This window comes from Tepidimonas taiwanensis, from assembly GCF_020162115.1.
In the GTDB taxonomy this organism is placed as follows: Bacteria; Pseudomonadota; Gammaproteobacteria; order Burkholderiales; family Burkholderiaceae_C; genus Tepidimonas; species Tepidimonas taiwanensis.
Window position 1 is genome coordinate 1,493,303 of the sequence record NZ_CP083911.1, and the last position, 19,650, is coordinate 1,512,952.

Below are 19,650 nucleotides of genomic sequence, written 5' to 3' on the forward strand. Positions count from 1 at the left end.
ACAGGCATGGGCGCGATTGTAGCGGCTGCCTGCCGCGGTGCCTTGGACGGCCACACCTCAGAACAGCTCGACGTCGCCCTGCGACTCGCGCGGAGCGGGGGCGGCGTCGGCGCCGATGTCGGTGTCGAAACAGCGCACGGTGTTGCGACCCTGCGCCTTGGCCAGGTACACCGCGCGGTCCGCGCGCTCGAACGCATCGGCGGGCGTGTCGTGCGGGCGCAGGCGGGTAAAGCCAATGCTCACCGTCACCCGCCCGACCTGCGGGAAGGGGTGCGCTTCGACGGTACGGCGCAGCCGCTCGAACGCCGCCGCAGCGGCCGCGGGATCCCCCGCGCGCACGAGGGCAACGAACTCCTCGCCGCCAAAGCGGTACACCCGGTCGTCATGGCGGAAGCTGCCGCGCAGCAGGCGCGCCATCAGCAGCAGCACCTCGTCACCGATCAGGTGGCCATAGCGGTCGTTGACCTGTTTGAAGTGGTCCACGTCCACCACCGCGAGCCAGTACGTCCCGTCGTCGGCGCGGCGCTGCCCGCGGCCCTCCGACGCCAGTGCCGCGCCGCGCGTGACCTTGTAGAACGTGTCGTCGAACGACTTGCGGTTGAGCAGCCCGGTGAGCGTGTCGCGCTCGCTCGCGTCCAGCAGGTTGACGACGTTTTCGAAGATGCGCGCCATCCCCTCGACGACGCGCAGCTGGTATTCCTCCGGCTCGTGGTCGCGCACGGCGTCGATCAGCAGGCGGCGGCCGGACTCGGTCAGCACCGGCACAAGGATGCGGTAACCGTTGGGGCCGGCGTGTACGCGGGTGTGCCGGGCGCGCAAGGCCTCGGCCGCCTCGGGGTCGGCATCCAACCGGGGCAACGCCGACAGGGCATCGGGCGGCGGCGGCGCGGCCGGCGCGGTCATCCCTTCCTCCAGCTGCCCACGGGTCAGCAGCCGGTCCACCCCGTCCTCGACCAGCACCTCCCGCAGCGCCACGGAGCGGGCGTCGAGCAGCGAACGCAACACCTCCACCAGCGTGACATCGAGGCTATCGCGGTCCTTGCCGCGCGTCAGGCGGGCCAGGTGTTCGAGGTGCTGCAGGACTTGGCGCATCGCTCGCCGGGGGTCGGGTGTTGTTCTGGTTGTCGTCCGTTGCGGCGGCCGGGTGGCGGGGCTCCGGCCCGATGCCCGACGCGTCTTCACGCGCCGATCGTAACAGCATCGCCGGCCGCGCAACATGGGGTTGTCTCGGGGGGGCTGTGGCAACATCGGGGGATGGCCTGGGGCTCGCGCATCGACCACTACGAAAACTTTCCCGTCGCCTCCGTGCTGTGCCCGCCGCGGTGGCGTGCCGCGGTCGTGGCGTTGTACCGGTTCGCGCGCACGGCGGACGACGTGGCCGACGAGGGCAACGCACCGCCCGAGGCGCGGCTCGCGGCGCTGGCGACGCTGCGCGACGGGCTGCTCGCCCTCTGGCACGGCGACGGCCGCCTGCCGTCGGGTCCGCCGACCCTCCCTGGCGCGTGGGTCGGGATGTGGACGGCGCTGGACGACGCGCGCCGACGCCACGCGCTGCCGCTGGCGCCGCTGCTCGCGCTGCTGGAGGCGTTCGAGCAGGACGTGCGCTGGACCGCCGAGGGGCGGCGCTACCGCGACGCGGCGGAACTGCTGGCCTACTGCGAGCGCTCGGCCAACCCGGTGGGGCGGCTGTTGCTGCACCTCGCGGGCGTTGGCGACACGACGGCGCAGCGAGAAAGCGACGCGTGGTGCACGGCGCTGCAACTGATCAATCTGTGGCAGGACGTCGGCGTCGATCTGGCGCGCGGGCGGTGCTATCTGCCGGACGCGTGGCTGCGCGACGCGGGGCTGCGACCGGAGGCCGCGCCGGCCACGTGGGACGACGCGCGCCTGGCCCGCGTCGTCGAGCGCGGATGCCGGCTGGCGAACGAGCACCTGCGGTACGGCTGGCGGCTGCCGCGCCGCATCGGCGGGCGCTTCGGCTGGGAGCTGCGGCTGGTGGGGGCCGGGGCGGCGACGGTGCTCGCGCGCATCGCCGCCTGGGGTTACCGGACACGACAGCGGCGGCCGCGGCTGCATCCGTGGGACACTGCGGGCCTGCTGTGGCGGGCGTGGCGTTGGCAGCCCCCCGCCGTTTCGGGAGGATGAATTCGTGAACACCGTTCGAACCCTTGCCTGCGCCGTGCTGCTCGCGTGCGCGGGCCCGGGCACGCTGTGGGCGAACGCACCTGCGGGCGCCGGCACCGCACCCGCCACCGCGGGGAACGCCAACGCTGCCGTGCCGGCGTCTTCGGCGCAAGCCGCCGCCGTGGGCGTGCAGCCGCTCGCCGACGTCGCCGTGCACCCGCTGCGCAGCGCCAGCGCGCAGGTGGTGCCGCGCAACGAAGCGCGCATCGCCGCCGAGGTCGGCGGCGTGCTGCTGCGCTGGGAGGCCGACGTGGGCACCGCCGTGCGCGCCGGCCAGGTGCTGGCGCGGCTGGACGACACCGATCTGGCACTGGCGGCCGAGCGCGCGCGCGCGGCGCTGCAGGCGGCGCAGGCGCGGCTGGCGCTGGCCGAGGCGCAGACACGGCGCGCGCGCGAGCTGCAGGCGCAGGGCTTTTTCTCGCCCGAGGCGCTGGCGGCGCGCGAGACGGAGCTAGCCCTGCAGCGCGCCGACGTGGCGCAGGCCACCGCCGCGCTGCGCACCGCCGAGCGGCAGCTGGCCAAGGCCGTGGTGCGCGCGCCGTTTGCCGGTGTGGTGACGCAGCGCCTTGCGCAGCAGGGCGAGACGGTGGCGGCGGGCACGCCACTCTTCGTGCTGGCGCAAACCGACGGGGCCGAGCTGCAGGCCGCGGTCAGCCCGGCCGAGGCGCAGGAGCTGCGGCGGGCGCGCGCGCTGCGCTTCGAGACCGATGCGGGGGAACAACGCCCCGCCCGGCTGCTGCGCGTGGTGCCCACCGTCAGCGGCGCGACCCGGCTGCAGACCGTGCGGCTGGCGCTGCAGGGTGAGCCGGTGCCCGCGGGCAGCGCGGGACTGCTGCGCTGGGAGGCCCCGGATCCGCACGTGCCGGCGGCGCTGCTGGTGCGGCGCGGTGCGGCGCTGGGCGTGTTCGTCGCCGAGGGGGACGGCGCAGCCCTGCGCGCGCGCTTCGTGCCGCTGCCGCTGGCCCAGGAAGGTCGACCGGCCGCCGTGACGCTGTCGCCGACGACGCGGCTCGTCACCCGCGGACAGCAGGCGTTGCGCGACGGCCAGGCCATTGCGGTGGCCCCCTGAACGGGTGCGCGGGAGACCCCCATGCGGCTGATGCGCGCCCTCATCACCAACCACCCGCTGGCCAACATCGCCTTCGTCGTCGTCATGCTGCTGGGCCTGCTGGCCTATGTCCAGATGCCGCGCGAGCGCGACCCGGAGATCAATTTCAACTGGGTCAATATCACCACCGTGCTGCCCGGTGCCAGCGCCGAGGAGGTCGAGCGGCTGGTGACCAACCCGCTGGAAGACGCCATTCAGGGCGTGGCCGACATCCGCTTCGTCAGCTCCAGCTCGCGCGAAAACGTCTCCAGCCTGCTGGTGCGCTTTGGCGAGCTGGACGAGCGCACCTTCGACAAGCGCATGAACGACCTGCGCCGCGAGATTCAGAACAAGGCGGTGGAGGAGCTGCCAGACGAGGCGCGCGAACCGCGTGTGCTGGAGATCTCGACCTCCAACGGCTTTCCGACCGCGATCATGCGGCTGACCGGCCCGGCGGACGACGAGGTGCTGCGCCGCGAGGGGCGGCGCATCCGCCAGGCACTGGAGCGGCTGCGCGGCGTGGACCAGGTGTTCGCCTCGGGCTTGCGCGACCCGGAAATCCTGGTGCGCCCGGACGCGATGGCGCTGGCCGCGCGCGGGCTGACCGCCGCCGACGTCGCCGACGCGCTGCGCGCGTTTTGGCGCGACACGGCCGCCGGGACGCTGACCACGCAGCAGGGGGTGTGGAGCATTGCCCTCTCGGGCGTGACGCTGGACCCGGAGCGCCTCGCCGGCCTGACGGTGTCGTCGGCGGGCCGCCCCGGTGCCTGGGCGCGGCTCGGCGACGTGGCGCGCATCGAGTGGGCGCGCGCCAAGCCGAGCCAGCTCGCGTCGATGGACGGGCAGCCCGCGATCTCGCTGGCGCTGACGAAGAAGGCGCGCGTCAACACGCTGCAGCTGCTGGAAGACGTGCGCGACTTCATCGCGCGCGAAAACGCCGTGCTCGCCACCCAGGGGCTGCAACTGACGCTGACCGACGACCAGACCATCCCGACGCGCGAAGCGATCGACATCATGCAGACCAACGCGCTGTATGGGATGCTGCTGGTGCTGGCGGTGTGCTGGCTGTTCCTCGGCTGGCGCATCGGGGTGCTGGTGGCGCTGGGCATTCCGTTTTCGCTGCTGGGCACGTTTGCCGTGTTGCAGGCGCTGGACTACACGGTCAACATCTCGGTGCTGCTGGGCGTGGTGATCGCGCTCGGCATGCTGGTGGACGACGCCGTGGTCGTGGTGGAGGCGATCTACTACCGGCTCGAACGTGGGGCAACGGCGCTGCAGGCGAGCCTCGACGGCATCGCCGAGGTGTGGCAGCCGGTGCTGTCGTCGGTGGCCACGACGTTGGCGGCCTTTTTGCCGCTGATGTTGCTGCCGGGGATCGTCGGCAAATTCATGTTCGTGATCCCCTTCGTCGTCACACTGGCGCTGCTGATTTCGCTCGTCGAAGCGTTCTGGATGCTGCCGGTGCACGTCTCGGCGCTCAATGTGCGGCTGGACCGGCCGTCGCGCGTGCAACAGTGGCGCAACGGCTTCAACCGCGCCGTGCGGCTGCGCTACGGCCAGGCGCTGGCGTACGTGCTGCGGCGGCCGTGGCGCTTCCTGGGGCTGGGGGCGCTGGTCATCGCCGGGGCGGCGGCGCTCGTGGCGACGGGCATCGTGCGCGTGCAGTTTTTCGCCTTCGACCCGATCCGGGCGTTCTACGTCAACGTGGACATGCCCGCGAGCGCGGCGCTGGAGGAAACCCTGGCCGAGACGGAACGGGTGGAACAAGTCGTGCGCCGCCACCTGCGCGGCGTCGGCGACGCGGCCGAGGGGCACGAGGCGCGCGCGGTCACCACGACCGCGGGGCTGAAGTTCACGCAGACCGAGCCGGTCTATGGTGACGCGTACGGCCAGGTGTTCGTGTCGCTGAACCCGCGCACACCCGATGGGCGGGAGGTGCAGGAGGTGGTCGAGGCGATGCGCGGCGAGGTCGAGTCCCTGCCCGGCCCGGGACGCAAGAGCTTCACGCTGCTCTCCGGCGGCCCACCCGCGGGCAAACCGATCAACGTCAAGGTGCGCGGCGACGATTTTGCGCAGATCCAGGCCGCGGCCGACGCGCTCAAAGCCGTCATCGCCGCGATCCCCGGCGCGCGCGATGTGCAGGACGACAACCTGCCCGGCCGTGGCGTGCTGCGGCTGACGCTGAAATCCGAGGCGCTGCGCGAGCTGGGCCTTTCGCCCGCCCAGGCCACGCGGCTGGTGCGCCTCGCGGTCGATGGGGAGGTGGTCGCGTTCACGCGCGACGCCGGGGACAAGATCGAGCTGCGCGTGCGCCAGCGGCTCGCCGACGCGCAGCCGGCCGATCCGTCGGCGCTGCTCGACCTGCCGGTGGCCCTGCCCAGTGGCCAGACCACGCGCCTGGGGGTGCTGGTGCAGGCCGAGACGCAGCCGACGCGCGGCTTCATCCGCCACCACAACCTGCGCCGCGCCATCACGGTCGAAGCCGACCTCGACAAGGCGGTCACCGACACGGCCGAAGCCAACCGCCGCATCCGGCAGGCGTGGGAGTCGCTGCGGCTGCAGCACCCAGGCGTGGACCTGGACTTCTCCGGCGAGCTGGAAGACATCGAGGAAAGCCTCTCGGCGATGCAGCAGCTCTTTTTGCTCGGCGTCGGGCTGATCTATCTGATCCTCGCGGCGCAGTTCCGCAGCTACGGACAGCCGCTGCTGATTCTGGTCACGGTGCCGCTGGCGTTTGCCGGTGTGGCCATCGGGCTGGCGATCACGCGCAACCCGCTGTCGCTCTACACGCTGTACGGCGTCATCGCCCTCACCGGCATCGCCGTCAACTCGGCCATCGTCCTCATCGACGCGGTCAACGAGCGGCTGCGCAACGGCATGGGCTTGATGCACGCGACGCTGTACGCGGCGCGGCGGCGCGTCGTGCCCATCCTCATCACCAGCACGACGACCATCGGCGGGCTGATCTCGCTCGCCTTCGGCCTCGGCGGTCACAGCCTGTTGTGGGGGCCGGTGGCCTCGGCGATCGTTTGGGGGCTGCTCGTGTCGACGGCGCTGACGCTGTTCATGGTGCCGCTGCTGGTACTGGTGTTCATGCGGCGGGGCGCCACCCGCCGCACGGCGCGGGAGGCCGTGGCATGAACCACGATCGTCTTCAACAGGCGCAAGCCTACGCACAGGAGCGCGCCGCCGCGGCGGGCAGCAGCTTTTACTACGCATTTCTGTTCCTGCCACCGCCGCGGCGCGCGGCCATCACGGCCTTCTACGCGTTTTGCCGCGAGGTGGACGACATCGTCGACGAGGTGCACGACCCGATGGTCGCGCAGGCCAAGCTCGCGTGGTGGCGCGACCAGGTGCGCCGCACCTTCGCCGGCGCGGCGCCGGAGCACCCGGCGCTCGTCGCGCTGCAACCGCACATCGGTCCATACGGCCTGCGCGCCGAGCCGCTGCTGCAGGTCATCGAGGGCTGCGAGATGGACCTGCACCAAAGCCGCTACCTCGACTTTGCCGCGCTGCAGCAGTACTGCCACCGGGTCGCCGGCGTCGTCGGCGAAGTGGCCGCGCGCATCTTCGGCCAGACGGACCCGCAGACCACCGCCTACGCGCACCGGCTGGGGCTGGCGTTTCAGCTCACCAACATCATCCGCGACGTGGGCGAGGACGCGCTGCGCGGGCGGCTGTACCTGCCGGTGGCGGAGCTGCAGCGCTTCGACGTCAAGGCGCACGAAGTCTTGCGCCGCGGCATCGGTAGCGACGCGTCGTTCGACGCGCGTTTCACGGCGCTGATGCGCTTTCAGATCGAGCGGGCGCTGGCCACCTACGACGAGGCCATCGCGCTGCTGCCCGCCGCCGACCGCCGTGCGCAAAAGCCCGGGCTGATGATGGCCAGCATCTACCGCGCGCTGCTGCGCGAAATCGCGCGCGAGCCACTGTCGGTGCTGACCGAGCGCATCGCGCTGACGCCGCTGCGCAAGTTCTGGCTGGCGTGGAAGGTGCAGGCGCTGGGGCGTCTGTGAACCGGTTCGGGGTACCCCGGTGGGGCGCGCACTGATCGTCGTCGGCGGCGGCTGGGCGGGGCTGGCCGCGGCCGTGGCCGCGGTGGACGCCGGCTGGCACGTCACGGTGCTGGAGGCGTCGCGCCACTGGGGCGGGCGCGCCCGGCGCTTGCCGCTGACCGCCCCGGACGGCACGCGCTGGACGCTGGACAACGGGCAGCACATCCTGATCGGGGCCTACACCGCGACGCTCGCGCTGATGCGCCGCGTCGGCGTGGAACCGACTGCGATGTTGCAGCAGGTGCCGCTGACGCTGCGTTACGCGGACGGGTCGGGGCTGGCCCTGCCCGGGTGGGCGCGGCTTTTGCGTGGCGCGGGAGCACCGCTGGCGCTCGCCGCGGCGCTGCTCACCGTGCGGGGCTGGCCGTGGTCCGCGCGCCTGGCGGCGCTGCGCTGGGCGGCGCGGCAGGCGCGCCGCGGGTTTGCCTGCGACACCTGGGCCACGGTGACGGACCTGTGCGTCGGCCTGCCGCCCAGCGTGACGCAAACGCTGATCGAGCCGCTGTGCGTCGCCGCGCTCAACACCCCGATCGCGCACGCGAGCGGCACGGTCTTTCTGCGCGTGCTACACGACGCGCTGAGGGGCCCGGCGGCGGCGCCCTATGGCCCGAGCGACCTGCTGCTGCCGCGCACCGACCTCGGCGCGCTGCTGCCGGACGCCGCCGTCGCGTGGCTGCAGCGCGCGGGTGCGCGGCTGCGCCCGGGCGCACGGGCCACCGCACTGTCGTCCTCTGCAGGGGGCGGCTGGTGGGTGGAGACGGCCGACGGCGCATCGCACCCCGCCGACGCCGTCGTGCTGGCTGCCCCGGTTATCGAGTCGGCCCGGCTGCTGCGCACCGCCTGTGTCGATCGAGCGCCGTGGCGGCACGCCGCCGAGGCGTGGATCGAAGACGCCGAGACCATCGCGCACCAGCCGATCGCCACCGTCTATGTCGAACCACCGTCCGCTTGGGCGTGGCCCGCGCCGGTGCCGATGCTGGCGCTGCGCGCCGACGCGCGCCGGGCGCCGGCGCAGTTCGTCTTTCACCGCACCGACAGTGCGACGGGCCGCCGATATCTCGCGTTCGTCGCCAGCGCCCCGGACGCCGGGCTTGCCACCGACCGGGCCGCGATGACCGCGGCGGTGCAGCGGCAGGCCATGCACGAACTGGCGCTGAGCGGCGGGCGGTGGCTGGCCACCGTCGTCGAAAAACGCGCCACCTTCGCGTGCACGCCGGGCTTGCGGCGGCCGCCCGCGGCCATCGCGCCCGGACTCTTGGCCGCCGGTGACGCCATCGACGGCCCGTACCCGGCAACGCTGGAGGGTGCCGTGCGCAGCGGATACACGGCGGTGGCCGCGCTCAGCGGCTCTGACGCGCCGCCTGCTTGAGCGCCTGGTACGCGGGGCGGGCGTGGCAGTGCTGCACCCACGCGTGCACCCGCGGGAAGGCGTGCATCAGCTCGGCCGACGGCCGCGCCCAGTTGACCACACAGGCGACGCACAGATCGGCCACGGTGAAGCGCTGCGCCGCCAGATGCTCCCAGCCCCGCGCCGCCTGCGCCGCGAGGTGCGACTCCAGCACCGCCAGCGGCACGCGCAACCGCTGCTCGGCGGCCGCGAGTTTGGCCGCGTCGCGCCGCTCCTCCGGCAGCCCGATGCGGTGCATCAGCACCGTCAGCGCGTCGGCCTCGACTTCGGTCACGGCCCAGAACGCCCAGCGCAGCGCCTCCGCGTCCTCGGCGGCGTTGGCCGGCGCGATGTCGCTGCCGTCGCCCTTGCCGTGGTGGCGCGCCAGGTACAGCGCGCACGCCATCGACTCCCACACGACGACGCGCCCTTCCGGCCGCTCGTCGATCAACACCGGAATGTGCCCGTTGGGGTTGAGGGCGAGAAATTCGGGCGTGCGCGTGGCCCCGCCCTGGTACGGCGTGGGCACGTGTTCGAACGGTACGCCCAGCTCCTGCGCCGCCCACAGGGGCCGCACCGCGCGCGAGGCAAAAATGCCATGGATGGTCAGCATCGACAAGTCTCCAAGGGGGCAGAAACGGGGGGTGGCACGGCCACCGACGCGGGGCAGGACAGCCCCAGCGCATCGCACAACGCCAGCAGGTCGCGCACGTGGATGTGGGGGCGTTCGTGCGGTTGTGCGTCGGGCGGGCCGTGGCGCCGGTGCATCGGCGAGCAGCCGCCGCGCGCCAGCGCATGGGGCCAGCCGTGCCCGGCGCGGTCGATCCAGGCCGACTGCATCCCCGCCCGCAGCGCGCCCAGCGCGTCGTGATGGGCATCGTCGCCCACGTGTAGCACGGCCGCGGGCGCCACGCCCGCCTTCTCGGCCGCGGTGTGGAAGATGCGGGCATCGGGCTTGGCCACCCCGGCCTCGCGCGCGCCCACCTGCGCCACGAACCAGTGGCCGATGCCGATGCGCTGCACGTCCGCGTTGCCGTTGGACAAGGCGACGACGGGATAGCGCGCCGCCAGCGCTTCCAGCGCGGGCCGCGCGTCGGCGTACAGCTCGACGCGCTGGCGCGCGGCATAGAACACCTCGAACGCCGGATCGGCCAGCGCCGGATCGTCCCCGGCGCGGCGCAGCGCCTCACGGATCGCCTCGCGGCGCAGAAAGGTCAGGTCGTGCCAGTGGTCGGCGTGCCGCTGCTCAACGTCGGCCCGGATCGCCTGTCGAAGCGGCGCATCCGCGAGCAGCGCGGCCGTCGCCGGGGCGTGGTCGCGCAGCCAGTCCTGCAGCGCGGCTTCGGCGCGCTCGATCGTGGGCCGCACCGGCCACAAGGTGTCGTCCAGGTCGAGGGTGATCGCGCGCACGCGTGCAGGGTCGAACATCACTGCGCGAGAATAGCGCATGACCATGCGCACCGAGCCCCCCTACTCCCATGGCCAGCCGGCCCACACGGGCATACTCTGGGTCAACCTGGGTACCCCGGACGAGCCGACCGTCCCGGCGCTGCGGCGCTACCTGGCCGAGTTCCTGGGCGACCCGCGCGTCGTCGAGCTGCCGCGCGCGCTTTGGTGGCCCATCCTGCACGGCATCATCCTGAACGTGCGACCGCGCAAGTCCGCGGCCAAATACGCGACGATCTGGACGCCAGACGGTTCGCCACTGAAAGTATGGACCGAGCGGCAGGCCAAGCTGCTGCAGGGCTATCTGGGCGAGCGCGGCCACCGCTTGCAGGTGCGCTGGGCCATGCGCTACGGGCGGCCGTCGGTGGCGCACGAACTCGACGCGCTCAAGGCCGCCGGCTGCACCCGCATCCTGATCCTGCCGGCGTACCCGCAGTACTGCGCCGCGACCACGGCCAGCGTGTTCGACGCCGTGTACGACTGGGCGGGCGCGCTGCGTTGGGTGCCGGAACTGCGCTTCGTCAACCACTACCACGACGACCCGGGCTATATCGCGGCGCTGGCCGAGCGCGTGCGCGCGCACTGGGCGCAGCACGGCCAACCGGACCGGCTGGTGATGAGCTTTCACGGCATGCCCGCGCGCACGCTGCAGCGCGGCGACCCGTACCACTGCGAATGCCACAAGACGGGCCGCCTGCTGGCCGAGGCGCTGGGCCTGTCGCGCGAGCAGTACGTCGTGACCTTCCAATCGCGTTTTGGCAAGGCCAAGTGGCTGGAGCCCTACACCGAGCCGACGCTGGTGGCGCTGGCGCGCCAGGGTGTGCGGCGCGCCGACGTCGTCTGCCCCGGCTTCACCGGCGACTGCATCGAGACGCTGGAGGAAATCGACCAGGAGGCACGCGCGGCGTTCCTGACCGCGGGCGGCCAGACGTTCCACTACATCCCGTGCCTGAACGACACCCCGGCGTGGCTGCGGGCGCTGGCGGACATCGCCGAGCGGCACCTGGCCGGCTGGCCCACGACGGCGCCCGACGATCCGGCGGCGCGGCAGGCCAACCGCGAGCGGGCGCTGGCGCTGGGCGCGACACAATGACATCATGAGCCGCGCAGCGCAGAAGACCGACCCCGACGACGCGCGCGTGCGCCTGGACAAGTGGCTGTGGGCGGCGCGCTTTTACAAGACGCGCGCGCTCGCGGCGGAGGCGATCGAGCACGGGCGTGTGCTGGTCAACGGCGCGCCCGCCAAGGCCGGGCGCGAGCCGCGGCCGGGCGACGTGATCCGGCTGCGCACCGGCGACGTCACCCGCACGGTGGTGGTCAAGGCGCTGAGCCGCGTACGCGGCCCGGCCCCGCAGGCGGCGCTGCTGTACGAGGAAACCCCGGAATCGATCGCGGAGCGCGAGCGCCGCGCCGAGCTGCGGCGCCTCGCCCCCGAGCCGGCGAGCAGCTACACCCAGGGCCGCCCCACCAAGCGCGACCGACGCGCGCTCGACCGCTGGCGCGGCGCGGCACCCCCGCCCGCGTGGAACGCGCGCTGGAGCGCCTCGCTCGACGACTGACAACCCCTTGACACCGAACCGAAGGAGCCGCGATGAGCACCCGCTATCCCCTGCCCGAACTCGCCGATCTACCCGACGACATCCGCCAGCGCATCCTGGAGGTGCAGGCCAAGGCGGGCTTCGTGCCCAACGTGTTCCTGATGCTTGCGCGGCGGCCGGCAGAGTGGCGCGCGTTCTTCGCCTACCACGACGCGCTGATGATGCCGGAGACCGTGGGGCGCACCTCCAACCTGACCAAGGGTGAGCGCGAGATGATCGTGGTGGCGACGAGCGCCGCGAACCAGTGCCTCTATTGCGTGGTCGCGCACGGCGCCATCCTGCGCGTGTACGAGAAAAAACCGCTGATCGCCGACCAGGTGGCGGTCAACTACCGCAAGGCCGACATCACCCCGCGGCAGCGCGCCATCCTGGACTTCGCGATGAAGGTGTGCCAGCGCTCGCACGAGGTGGACGACGCGGACTTTGCCGCGCTGCACGCGCACGGGCTGGACGACGAGGACATCTGGGACATCGCCGCGATCACCGCGTTCTTTGGCCTCTCCAACCGCATGGCGTCGTTCAGCGGCATGGTGCCGAATCCCGAGTTCTACCTGATCGGGCGCCTGCCCAAGGGCCAGTGACCCCCACGACGGTAGCGGCCCGCGCGGGTGCGCCGAGCGCTGCGCCGTCGCGGATCACGCGGACCGCATCACACCGCCGGTGCCAGCCGTGCGCGCAGCGCCGCCGGCAGTGGCATCGACCGCTGCGCCGGGAAATCCACCCACACCACGGTGGCGCCGCCGTTGGCGTAAATCGTGTCGCCCCCGTCGGTGCGCAGCATCTCGTGGAACATGTCGAACGAGCGCTGGCCCAGCGCCCCGACATAGGTGCGCACGATCACCTCGCCCGGGTATTCGAGCTGGCGCAGAAAGTTGCAAAACGCATTGACGATCACCGGCCCCTCGCCCTGCGGATTGGCGGGCATGCCCCACTCGCCCATCCACTGCAGGCGCGCCGTCTCCATGTAGCGGAAGTAGATCGTGTTGTTGACGTGCCCCATCGCGTCCATGTCGCCCCAGCGGATCGGGATCGTCATGGTGTGGACGAGGCGTTTGTCGGCAGGCAGGTCGAGTCGCATCGGGTGTGTCGGGCTTTGTCGGGCAGTGGACAGCGATGCTAGCGCAGCCACCACTACAATGCGTCGCGCATCCGACACCCCCGCCGCCCCGCGCTGCCGGGCGGCCCTGCCGCGAGAGAGACCACCACGATGAAGACCCCGGCCCACCTGATCGAACAGTTCGGCCCCCGCGAAGCCATGGAGTACGACGTCGTCGTCGTCGGTGCCGGCCCCGCGGGGCTGGCCACCGCGATCCGGCTCAAGCAGCTCGCCGCCGAAAAAGGGCACGACGTCAGTGTCTGCGTGCTGGAAAAAGGCTCCGAGCCGGGCGCGCACATCCTCTCCGGCGCGGTGATGGACCCGCGCGCGATCACCGAGCTGTTCCCGGACTGGAAGGAACGCGGCGCGCCGCTCAACCAACCCGTCACCGGTGACGAGGTGCTGTTCCTCGAAGAAGCGAGCGCGATGCGCACGCCCCAGTGGCTGATCCCCGAGTGCTTCCACAACGAGGGCAATTACGTCATCAGCCTGGGCGCGGTGACCAAGTGGATGGGTGAGCAGGCCGAAGCGCTGGGTGTGGAGATCTTCCCCGGCTTCACCGCGGCCGAGGTGCTCTACGACGAGCAGGGGCGCGTGGTGGGTGTGGCCACCGGCCATATGGGGCTGGGCAAGGACGGGCAACCGACCGACGCGTTCCAGCTCGGCATGGAGCTGCGCGCCAAGTACACCGTCTTTGCCGAAGGCGCGCGCGGCCACCTGGGCAAGGAGCTGATCGCGCGCTTTCGCCTCGACGAGGGCAAGGACCCGCAGACCTACGGCATCGGCATCAAGGAGCTGTGGGAAATCCCGCCCGAGAAAGCCAAGCCGGGGCTGGTCGTGCACACGGCCGGCTGGCCGCTGGACGAGCACACCTACGGTGGCGGCTTCCTCTATCACCTCGAAGGCAACAAGGTGACGCTGGGCTTCGTCGTCGGGTTGGACTACCAGAACCCGTGGCTGAGTCCCTTCGAGGAGATGCAGCGCTGGAAGACCCACCCGGCGATCCGCGCGCACATCGAAGGTGGCAAGCGCATCGGCTACGGCGCGCGCGCCATCACGGCCGGCGGCCTGATGAGCCTGCCCAAGACCGTCTTCCCCGGCGGCGCGCTCGTCGGCTGTGACGCCGGCTACCTCAACGCCGCGCGCATCAAAGGCAGCCACGCGGCGATCAAGACCGGCATGCTGTGCGCCGAAGCGGCGTTCGAGGCACTGCGCGCCGGCCGGCAGCACGACGAGCTGACGGCCTACCCGGCGGCGTTCGAACAGAGTTGGCTCTACCAGGAGCTGCACCGCGCGCGCAACTTCAAGACCTGGTTCAAGAAGGGCAACACGATCGGCGCGCTGATGACCGGCATCGAGCACTGGCTGCTGCCCAAGCTCGGTATCCAGAGCCCGCCGTGGACCGTGCGCCGCCACACGCCGGACCACGCGCGGCTGCACGCGGCCAGCCAGGTCGAGCCGATCCGCTACCCCAAGCCGGACGGCGTGCTCACCTTCGACCGCTTGAGCAGCGTGTTCCTCTCCAACACCAACCACGAGGAGAACCAGCCGGCGCACCTGACGCTCAAGGACCCGACGGTGCCCGTCGCGGTGAACCTCGCCCGCTACGGCGGGCCGGAAAGCCGCTACTGCCCGGCGGGGGTGTACGAGTTCGTCGAAAAGGACGGCGCGCCGCAGCTCGTCATCAACGCGCAAAACTGCGTGCACTGCAAGACCTGCGACATCAAGGACCCGACGCAAAACATCGTCTGGGTCACGCCGGAAGGCGGCGGCGGCCCCAACTACGCGGGGATGTGACCCGGCGGCGACATAGCCGCTTGCGTGTTCGCCACCGGCGCACGAGGAAGCAGGGGGACAACCCTCTACCCCGTTGCGCCCGGGCCCGCGGTGCCGTGGCCATGCCGGGCACGTCCTTGAAAATGGCGCGTTCGGTTTCCAGCGCGAGCCGTTGGCGGCGCGAGCCGTTACAATGCCGCGCATCAGGAGAGAGTGGGCGTGGTTGCTCGGTTGTCGGGTACCGTCGCCCACCGCCGAAGGCGCAGGCTGCTTGCCGAACGCTCAGGCAAAAGGACTGATGCAGCACCCCGCGGGGTGCTTGCCTGCTGGAGAGAGGCGTCGCCGCGCCGGCCCCGTGCCCGCCGCGCCGCCCACCGAAGGAGCAAACGCCCAGCGCCGTGCCACGGGGGTGGCGGCCGCCGCGTGAATCTCTCAGGTAAAGCGGACAGCAGGTGTGCCCCGGCGCCCTCGGGCGCCGGCCGTGACCACCTGTTTGCTCGACCGACCATGTCCGCTGCCGCTGCCTCTGAATCCCTCCTCCGAACCCCGCTGTACGACCTGCACGTGGCGCTGGGCGCACGCATGGTGCCGTTCGCCGGCTACGCCATGCCGGTGCAATACCCGGACGGGCTGATCCGCGAACATCAGCACACGCGCAGCGCCGCGGGGCTGTTCGATGTCTCGCACATGGGGCAGGTGCGCCTCGTCGGCCCGGACGCGGCCGCCGCGCTGGAGAGCCTCATCCCGATGGACGTCATCGGCCTGGGGGCGCACCGCCAGCGCTACGGCCTGCTGCTCAACGACGATGGCGGCATCCTCGACGACCTGATGTTCGTCAACCGCGATGTCGCCCACGGGGGCGACCTGTTCTTGGTCGTCAACGGTGCGTGCAAGGCCGCCGACATCGCGCACCTGCAGGCGCGCATCGGCCAGCGCTGCCGCGTGGAGCCGCTGCCGCAGCAGGCGCTGCTCGCGCTGCAGGGGCCGCAAGCCGTCACCGCCCTGGCGCGGCTGCTGCCGGGCGTCGAGGTACTCGTCTTCATGACCGGCGGCGCGTTCGACTGGCAGGGGGTGTCGCTCTACGTCACGCGCAGCGGCTACACCGGCGAGGACGGCTTCGAAATCTCGCTACCCGCCGACGCGGCCACCGCGTTTGCGCAGGCACTGCTGGCGCAGCCGGAGGTCAAGCCGATCGGGCTGGGCGCGCGCAACTCGCTGCGGCTCGAAGCCGGTCTGTGCCTTTACGGCAACGACATCGACACCGGCACGACCCCGGTGGAAGCGGCGCTCACGTGGGCCATCCAGAAGGTGCGTCGTACCGGCGGCGAGCGCGCCGGGGGCTTTCCGGGCGCGGACCGCGTGCTGGCCCAGCTGGATGGCAGCGCGCCGGTGGCGCGCCGGCGCGTCGGTCTGGTCGCGCTGGAGCGCGTCCCCGTGCGCGAACCCGCGCCGCTGCAAACGCCTGAGGGCACGCCGGTCGGCCACGTCACCAGCGGGCTGCTGTCGCCGACGCTGGACCGCCCGATCGCGATGGGCTATGTCGCGAGCGACCACGCCACAGTCGGCACCCGATTGCAGGCCCTCGTGCGCGGCAAGCCCGTGCCGATGGAGGTCGCCCCGATGCCCTTCCTGCCGCCGCGCTACCACCGCGGCTGATCCCTCCACCGTTTTCCCAACCTTTGTCCGGAGCCTGCCATGACCCTGAAGTACACCCCCGACCACGAGTGGATCCGCGTCGACGGCGACATCGCCACCGTCGGCATCACACACCACGCGCAGGATGCGCTGGGCGACGTCGTGTTCGTCGAGCTGCCCGAGGTCGGCAAGACCCTGGCGCAAAAAGACGTGGCCGGCGTGGTCGAGTCCGTCAAGGCCGCGGCCGACGTGTACATGCCCGTCAGCGGCGAGATAGTCGAAGTCAACGAGGCGCTGCGCGCCGACCCGTCGCTGGCCAACAGCGACCCGCTGGGTGCGGGCTGGTTCTTCAAGGTGCGCCTGGCCAACCCGGCGGAGCTCGAGGCTCTGCTGGACGAGACGGCGTATGGCCAGCTGACGCAGTGACCGGAGCCGCCCCATGACGACCCCCACCCCGCTCGCTGCGCTGGAAAACGCGGCGGAATTCGTTGCGCGCCATGTCGGCATCGGCCCCGAGGACGAGCGCCGGATGCTGGCCGCCATCGGCGAGGACAGCCTGCAGGCGCTCACCGACAGCATCGTGCCGCGCGCGATCGCGCGCATCGCCGCGATGCAGCTGCCCGCGCCGCTGCCGGAGGCGCAGGCGCTGGCCGAGCTCAAGGCCATCGCGCAGAAAAACCGCATCCTGCGCAGCTTCATCGGCCAAGGCTACTACGGCACCCACACGCCGGGCGTGATCCTGCGCAACGTCCTGGAAAACCCCGCTTGGTACACCGCCTACACCCCGTACCAGGCGGAAATCTCGCAGGGCCGCATGGAGGCGCTGGTCAACTTCCAGACCCTGGTGACGGACCTCACGGCGATGGACATCGCCAACGCCTCGATGCTGGACGAGGCCACCGCCGCCGCCGAGGCGATGACGCTGGCGCGCCGCTCGGTCAAGGCCCCGGGCCAGACGATCATTGTCTCGGCCGACTGCCACCCGCAAACGATCGAGGTGGTGCAGACGCGCGCGCGGCCGCTGGGCATCGCGGTGCTCGTCACCCACAGCGCCGAGGAGTGGGCGCAGGCGCTGCAGCGCGACGACTATTTCGCGGTGCTCACCCAGTACCCCGCCACGCACGGCCGCATCGACGACCTGCGCGGTGACGTCGCCACCGTCCACGCCAAGGGCGCGGCGTTCATCGTCGCCACCGACCTGCTGGCGCTCACCCTGCTCACGCCCCCGGGCGAGTGGGGGGCCGACATCGTCGTCGGCAGTGCGCAGCGCTTTGGCATGCCGATGGGCGCGGGCGGCCCGCACGCGGGCTTCATGGCCTGCCGGGACGCCTTCAAGCGCTCGCTGCCCGGGCGCCTCGTCGGGGTGAGCGTCGATGCCCACGGCAACCCGGCGTATCGCCTGGCGCTGCAGACGCGCGAGCAGCACATCCGCCGCGAGAAAGCCACCTCCAACATCTGCACCGCGCAGGTGCTGCCCGCCGTCGTGGCCAGCATGTACGCCGTCTACCACGGGCCGCAGGGGCTGCGCCGCATCGCCGAGCGGGTGGCGCGCTACACGGCGATCCTGGCGCGCGGCCTGGGCACCCTCGGGTACGCCCCGGCCAACGGCAGCGCCTTCGACACGCTGTGCCTGCACACCGGTGCGGCGACGGCATCGCTGCTGGCGCGCGCGCGCGACCGCGGCATGAACCTGCGCGACATGGGTCACGGCAACCTCGGCATCTCGCTGGACGAGACGACCACCCGCGCCGACATCGAGGCGCTGTGGGCGGTCTTTGCCACGCCGGGGCAGGCGCTGCCGGCCTTCGATGCGTGCGCCGAAGGCGCGGACACGCTCATCCCCGCCGCCCTGCGCCGCACCAGCGCGTACCTCACGCATCCGGTGTTCAACACGCACCACAGCGAAACCGCGATGCTGCGCTACATCCGGCGCCTGTCGGACAAGGACCTGGCGCTGGACCGCACGATGATCCCGCTGGGCTCGTGCACGATGAAGCTCAACGCCACCAGCGAGATGATCCCCATCACGTGGCCGGAGTTTGCGCTGGTCCACCCCTACGCGCCGGCCGACCAGCTGGAGGGCTACCGCCTGCTGGACGAGCAGCTACGCGCGTGGCTGTGCCAGGCCACGGGCTACGCCGCGATCAGCCTGCAACCCAACGCCGGCTCGCAGGGCGAGTACGCCGGGCTGCTGGCGATCCAGGCCTACCACGCGGCGCGCGGACAGGCGCAGCGCGACATCTGCCTCATCCCCACCTCGGCCCACGGCACCAACCCGGCCAGCGCGCAGATGGTCGGCCTGCAAGTGGTGCCCGTGGCGTGCGACGCGCAGGGCAACGTCGACCTGGAGGACCTGCGCGCCAAGTGCGAGCAGTACAGCGAGCGCCTGTCGTGCGTGATGATCACCTACCCCAGCACGCACGGCGTGTTCGAGACGGGTGTCCAGGCGCTGTGTGAGCTGGTGCACCGGCACGGCGGCAAGGTCTATATCGACGGTGCCAACATGAACGCGCTCGTCGGGCTGGCCGCACCCGGACAGTTCGGCGGTGACGTCAGCCACCTCAACCTGCACAAGACCTTCTGTATCCCGCACGGCGGCGGCGGCCCCGGCGTCGGCCCGGTGTGCGTGGTGGAGGAACTCGCCCCCTACCTGCCGGGCCACGCGACGGCGCTGGCGGCTGGCGCGTACGCGGGCGGCGCGCGGGCCAACGCCCCGGTGGGCGCGGTGTCGGCCGCACCGCTGGGCAACGCCGCGGTGCTGCCCATCTCGTGGATGTACATCCGCATGATGGGGGCCGACGGGCTGCTGCGCGCGACGCAAACCGCCATCCTCGCCGCCAACTACGTCAGCGCCCGGCTGCGCGCGCACTACCCGACGCTGTACGCCAGCGCCAACGGCCACGTCGCGCACGAGTGCATCCTCGACTGCCGCGCTTTCAAGGACAGCAGCGGCGTGATGGCCGAGGACATCGCCAAGCGGCTGATGGACTACGGCTTCCACGCGCCGACGCTGTCCTTCCCGGTGCCCAACACGCTGATGGTCGAGCCCACCGAGAGCGAGACACTGGAGGAACTGGACCGCTTCATCGACGCGATGGTTGCGATCCGCGAGGAAATCCGCGCCGTCGAACTCGGCGTGTGGCCGCGCGAGGACAACCCGCTGAAAAACGCCCCGCACACGGCGCAGCGGTGCCTGGCCGAAGACTGGCCACACCCCTACCCGCGCGAGCAGGGGGCGGCCCTGCCCTTCCATCGTGCCCACGGCCGCGCCGACAGCAAGTACTGGCCGCCGGTGGGGCGCGTGGACAACGTCTACGGCGACCGCAACCTGTTCTGCAGCTGCGTGCCGGTGGCGGAGCTGGTCCCGGCCGCGGCCTGAGTAACCG

The 19,650-nt window shown here is 71.8% G+C and carries 16 protein-coding genes and 2 riboswitches; of the genes, 12 read left to right on the forward strand and 4 right to left on the reverse strand.

From position 1 onward, the window contains the following. Positions 1–57 precede the first annotated feature (57 nt). Entirely contained in the window at positions 58–1,092 is a 1,035-nt protein-coding gene (locus LCC91_RS06890; RefSeq protein ID WP_043701592.1) for a GGDEF domain-containing protein, read from the reverse strand. 162 nt (positions 1,093–1,254) lie between these two features. On the opposite strand from LCC91_RS06890, the gene hpnC reads away from it, so the two are divergent. From hpnC to hpnE, 5 genes are read left to right on the forward strand one after another with little or no spacing between them, the layout of a single operon-like run. Further along, complete coding sequence (gene hpnC / locus LCC91_RS06895) at positions 1,255–2,145, forward strand: squalene synthase HpnC (protein WP_058616517.1); 891 nt, start codon at positions 1,255–1,257, stop codon at positions 2,143–2,145. 4 nt (positions 2,146–2,149) lie between these two features. Next, a complete protein-coding gene (locus LCC91_RS06900; protein WP_082007646.1) occupies positions 2,150–3,253 on the forward strand; it encodes an efflux RND transporter periplasmic adaptor subunit in 1,104 nt (367 codons plus the stop codon). A 21-nt stretch (positions 3,254–3,274) separates the two neighbouring features. Beyond that, positions 3,275–6,412, forward strand: coding sequence for an efflux RND transporter permease subunit (locus LCC91_RS06905; RefSeq protein ID WP_043702262.1), 3,138 nt, complete (start codon positions 3,275–3,277; stop codon positions 6,410–6,412). After that, positions 6,409–7,287 carry a presqualene diphosphate synthase HpnD gene (gene hpnD / locus LCC91_RS06910; protein WP_043702259.1) on the forward strand — a complete coding sequence of 293 codons (879 nt, stop codon included), beginning with the start codon at positions 6,409–6,411 and terminating at the stop codon, positions 7,285–7,287. Before LCC91_RS06905 ends, hpnD begins: the two co-directional genes overlap by 4 nt. Before the next feature lie 19 nt (positions 7,288–7,306). After that, positions 7,307–8,695, forward strand: coding sequence for a hydroxysqualene dehydroxylase HpnE (hpnE, locus tag LCC91_RS06915; protein ID WP_043702254.1), 1,389 nt, complete (start codon positions 7,307–7,309; stop codon positions 8,693–8,695). Here hpnE and LCC91_RS06920 read toward each other — a convergent pair. Continuing rightward, on the reverse strand, positions 8,667–9,326 hold the full coding sequence (locus LCC91_RS06920) for a glutathione S-transferase family protein (protein ID WP_043702252.1): 660 nt from the start codon (positions 9,324–9,326) through the stop codon (positions 8,667–8,669). The genes hpnE and LCC91_RS06920 overlap by 29 nt on opposite strands. Further along, positions 9,320–10,141, reverse strand: coding sequence for an HAD family hydrolase (locus LCC91_RS06925; RefSeq protein ID WP_185974918.1), 822 nt, complete (start codon positions 10,139–10,141; stop codon positions 9,320–9,322). Before LCC91_RS06925 ends, LCC91_RS06920 begins: the two co-directional genes overlap by 7 nt. Positions 10,142–10,160: 19 nt before the next feature. Between LCC91_RS06925 and hemH the strand changes: the two genes are divergently transcribed. From hemH to LCC91_RS06940, 3 genes are read left to right on the forward strand one after another with little or no spacing between them, the layout of a single operon-like run. Next, positions 10,161–11,252, forward strand: a complete 1,092-nt coding sequence (gene hemH / locus LCC91_RS06930; protein ID WP_043702249.1) for a ferrochelatase — start codon at positions 10,161–10,163, stop codon at positions 11,250–11,252. Between the two features lie 4 nt (positions 11,253–11,256). After that, complete coding sequence (locus LCC91_RS06935; RefSeq protein WP_043702246.1) at positions 11,257–11,718, forward strand: RNA-binding S4 domain-containing protein; 462 nt, start codon at positions 11,257–11,259, stop codon at positions 11,716–11,718. A gap of 32 nt (positions 11,719–11,750) precedes the next feature. Beyond that, positions 11,751–12,338 carry a peroxidase-related enzyme gene (locus LCC91_RS06940; protein ID WP_043702242.1) on the forward strand — a complete coding sequence of 196 codons (588 nt, stop codon included), beginning with the start codon at positions 11,751–11,753 and terminating at the stop codon, positions 12,336–12,338. 68 nt (positions 12,339–12,406) lie between these two features. Here LCC91_RS06940 and LCC91_RS06945 read toward each other — a convergent pair whose 3' ends face one another. Then, a complete protein-coding gene (locus LCC91_RS06945) occupies positions 12,407–12,835 on the reverse strand; it encodes an acyl-CoA thioesterase (protein ID WP_043702239.1) in 429 nt (142 codons plus the stop codon). A gap of 129 nt (positions 12,836–12,964) precedes the next feature. Between LCC91_RS06945 and LCC91_RS06950 the strand changes: the two genes are divergently transcribed. From LCC91_RS06950 to gcvP, 4 genes are all read left to right on the forward strand, one after another. After that, the gene (locus LCC91_RS06950) at positions 12,965–14,650 is read left to right on the forward strand and encodes an electron transfer flavoprotein-ubiquinone oxidoreductase (RefSeq protein ID WP_043702237.1); all 1,686 of its coding nucleotides are present in this window, start codon (positions 12,965–12,967) and stop codon (positions 14,648–14,650) included. 173 nt (positions 14,651–14,823) lie between these two features. Further along, positions 14,824–14,937: riboswitch (glycine riboswitch) on the forward strand. Positions 14,938–14,945: 8 nt separating this feature from the next. Next, a riboswitch (glycine riboswitch) is annotated at positions 14,946–15,088 on the forward strand. 48 nt (positions 15,089–15,136) lie between these two features. Continuing rightward, positions 15,137–16,285, forward strand: coding sequence for a glycine cleavage system aminomethyltransferase GcvT (gene gcvT, locus LCC91_RS06955; protein WP_043702234.1), 1,149 nt, complete (start codon positions 15,137–15,139; stop codon positions 16,283–16,285). Between the two features lie 39 nt (positions 16,286–16,324). Then, complete coding sequence (gene gcvH / locus LCC91_RS06960; protein ID WP_043702231.1) at positions 16,325–16,690, forward strand: glycine cleavage system protein GcvH; 366 nt, start codon at positions 16,325–16,327, stop codon at positions 16,688–16,690. 13 nt (positions 16,691–16,703) lie between these two features. After that, positions 16,704–19,643, forward strand: coding sequence for an aminomethyl-transferring glycine dehydrogenase (gene gcvP, locus LCC91_RS06965; protein WP_043702228.1), 2,940 nt, complete (start codon positions 16,704–16,706; stop codon positions 19,641–19,643). Positions 19,644–19,650 lie beyond the last annotated feature (7 nt).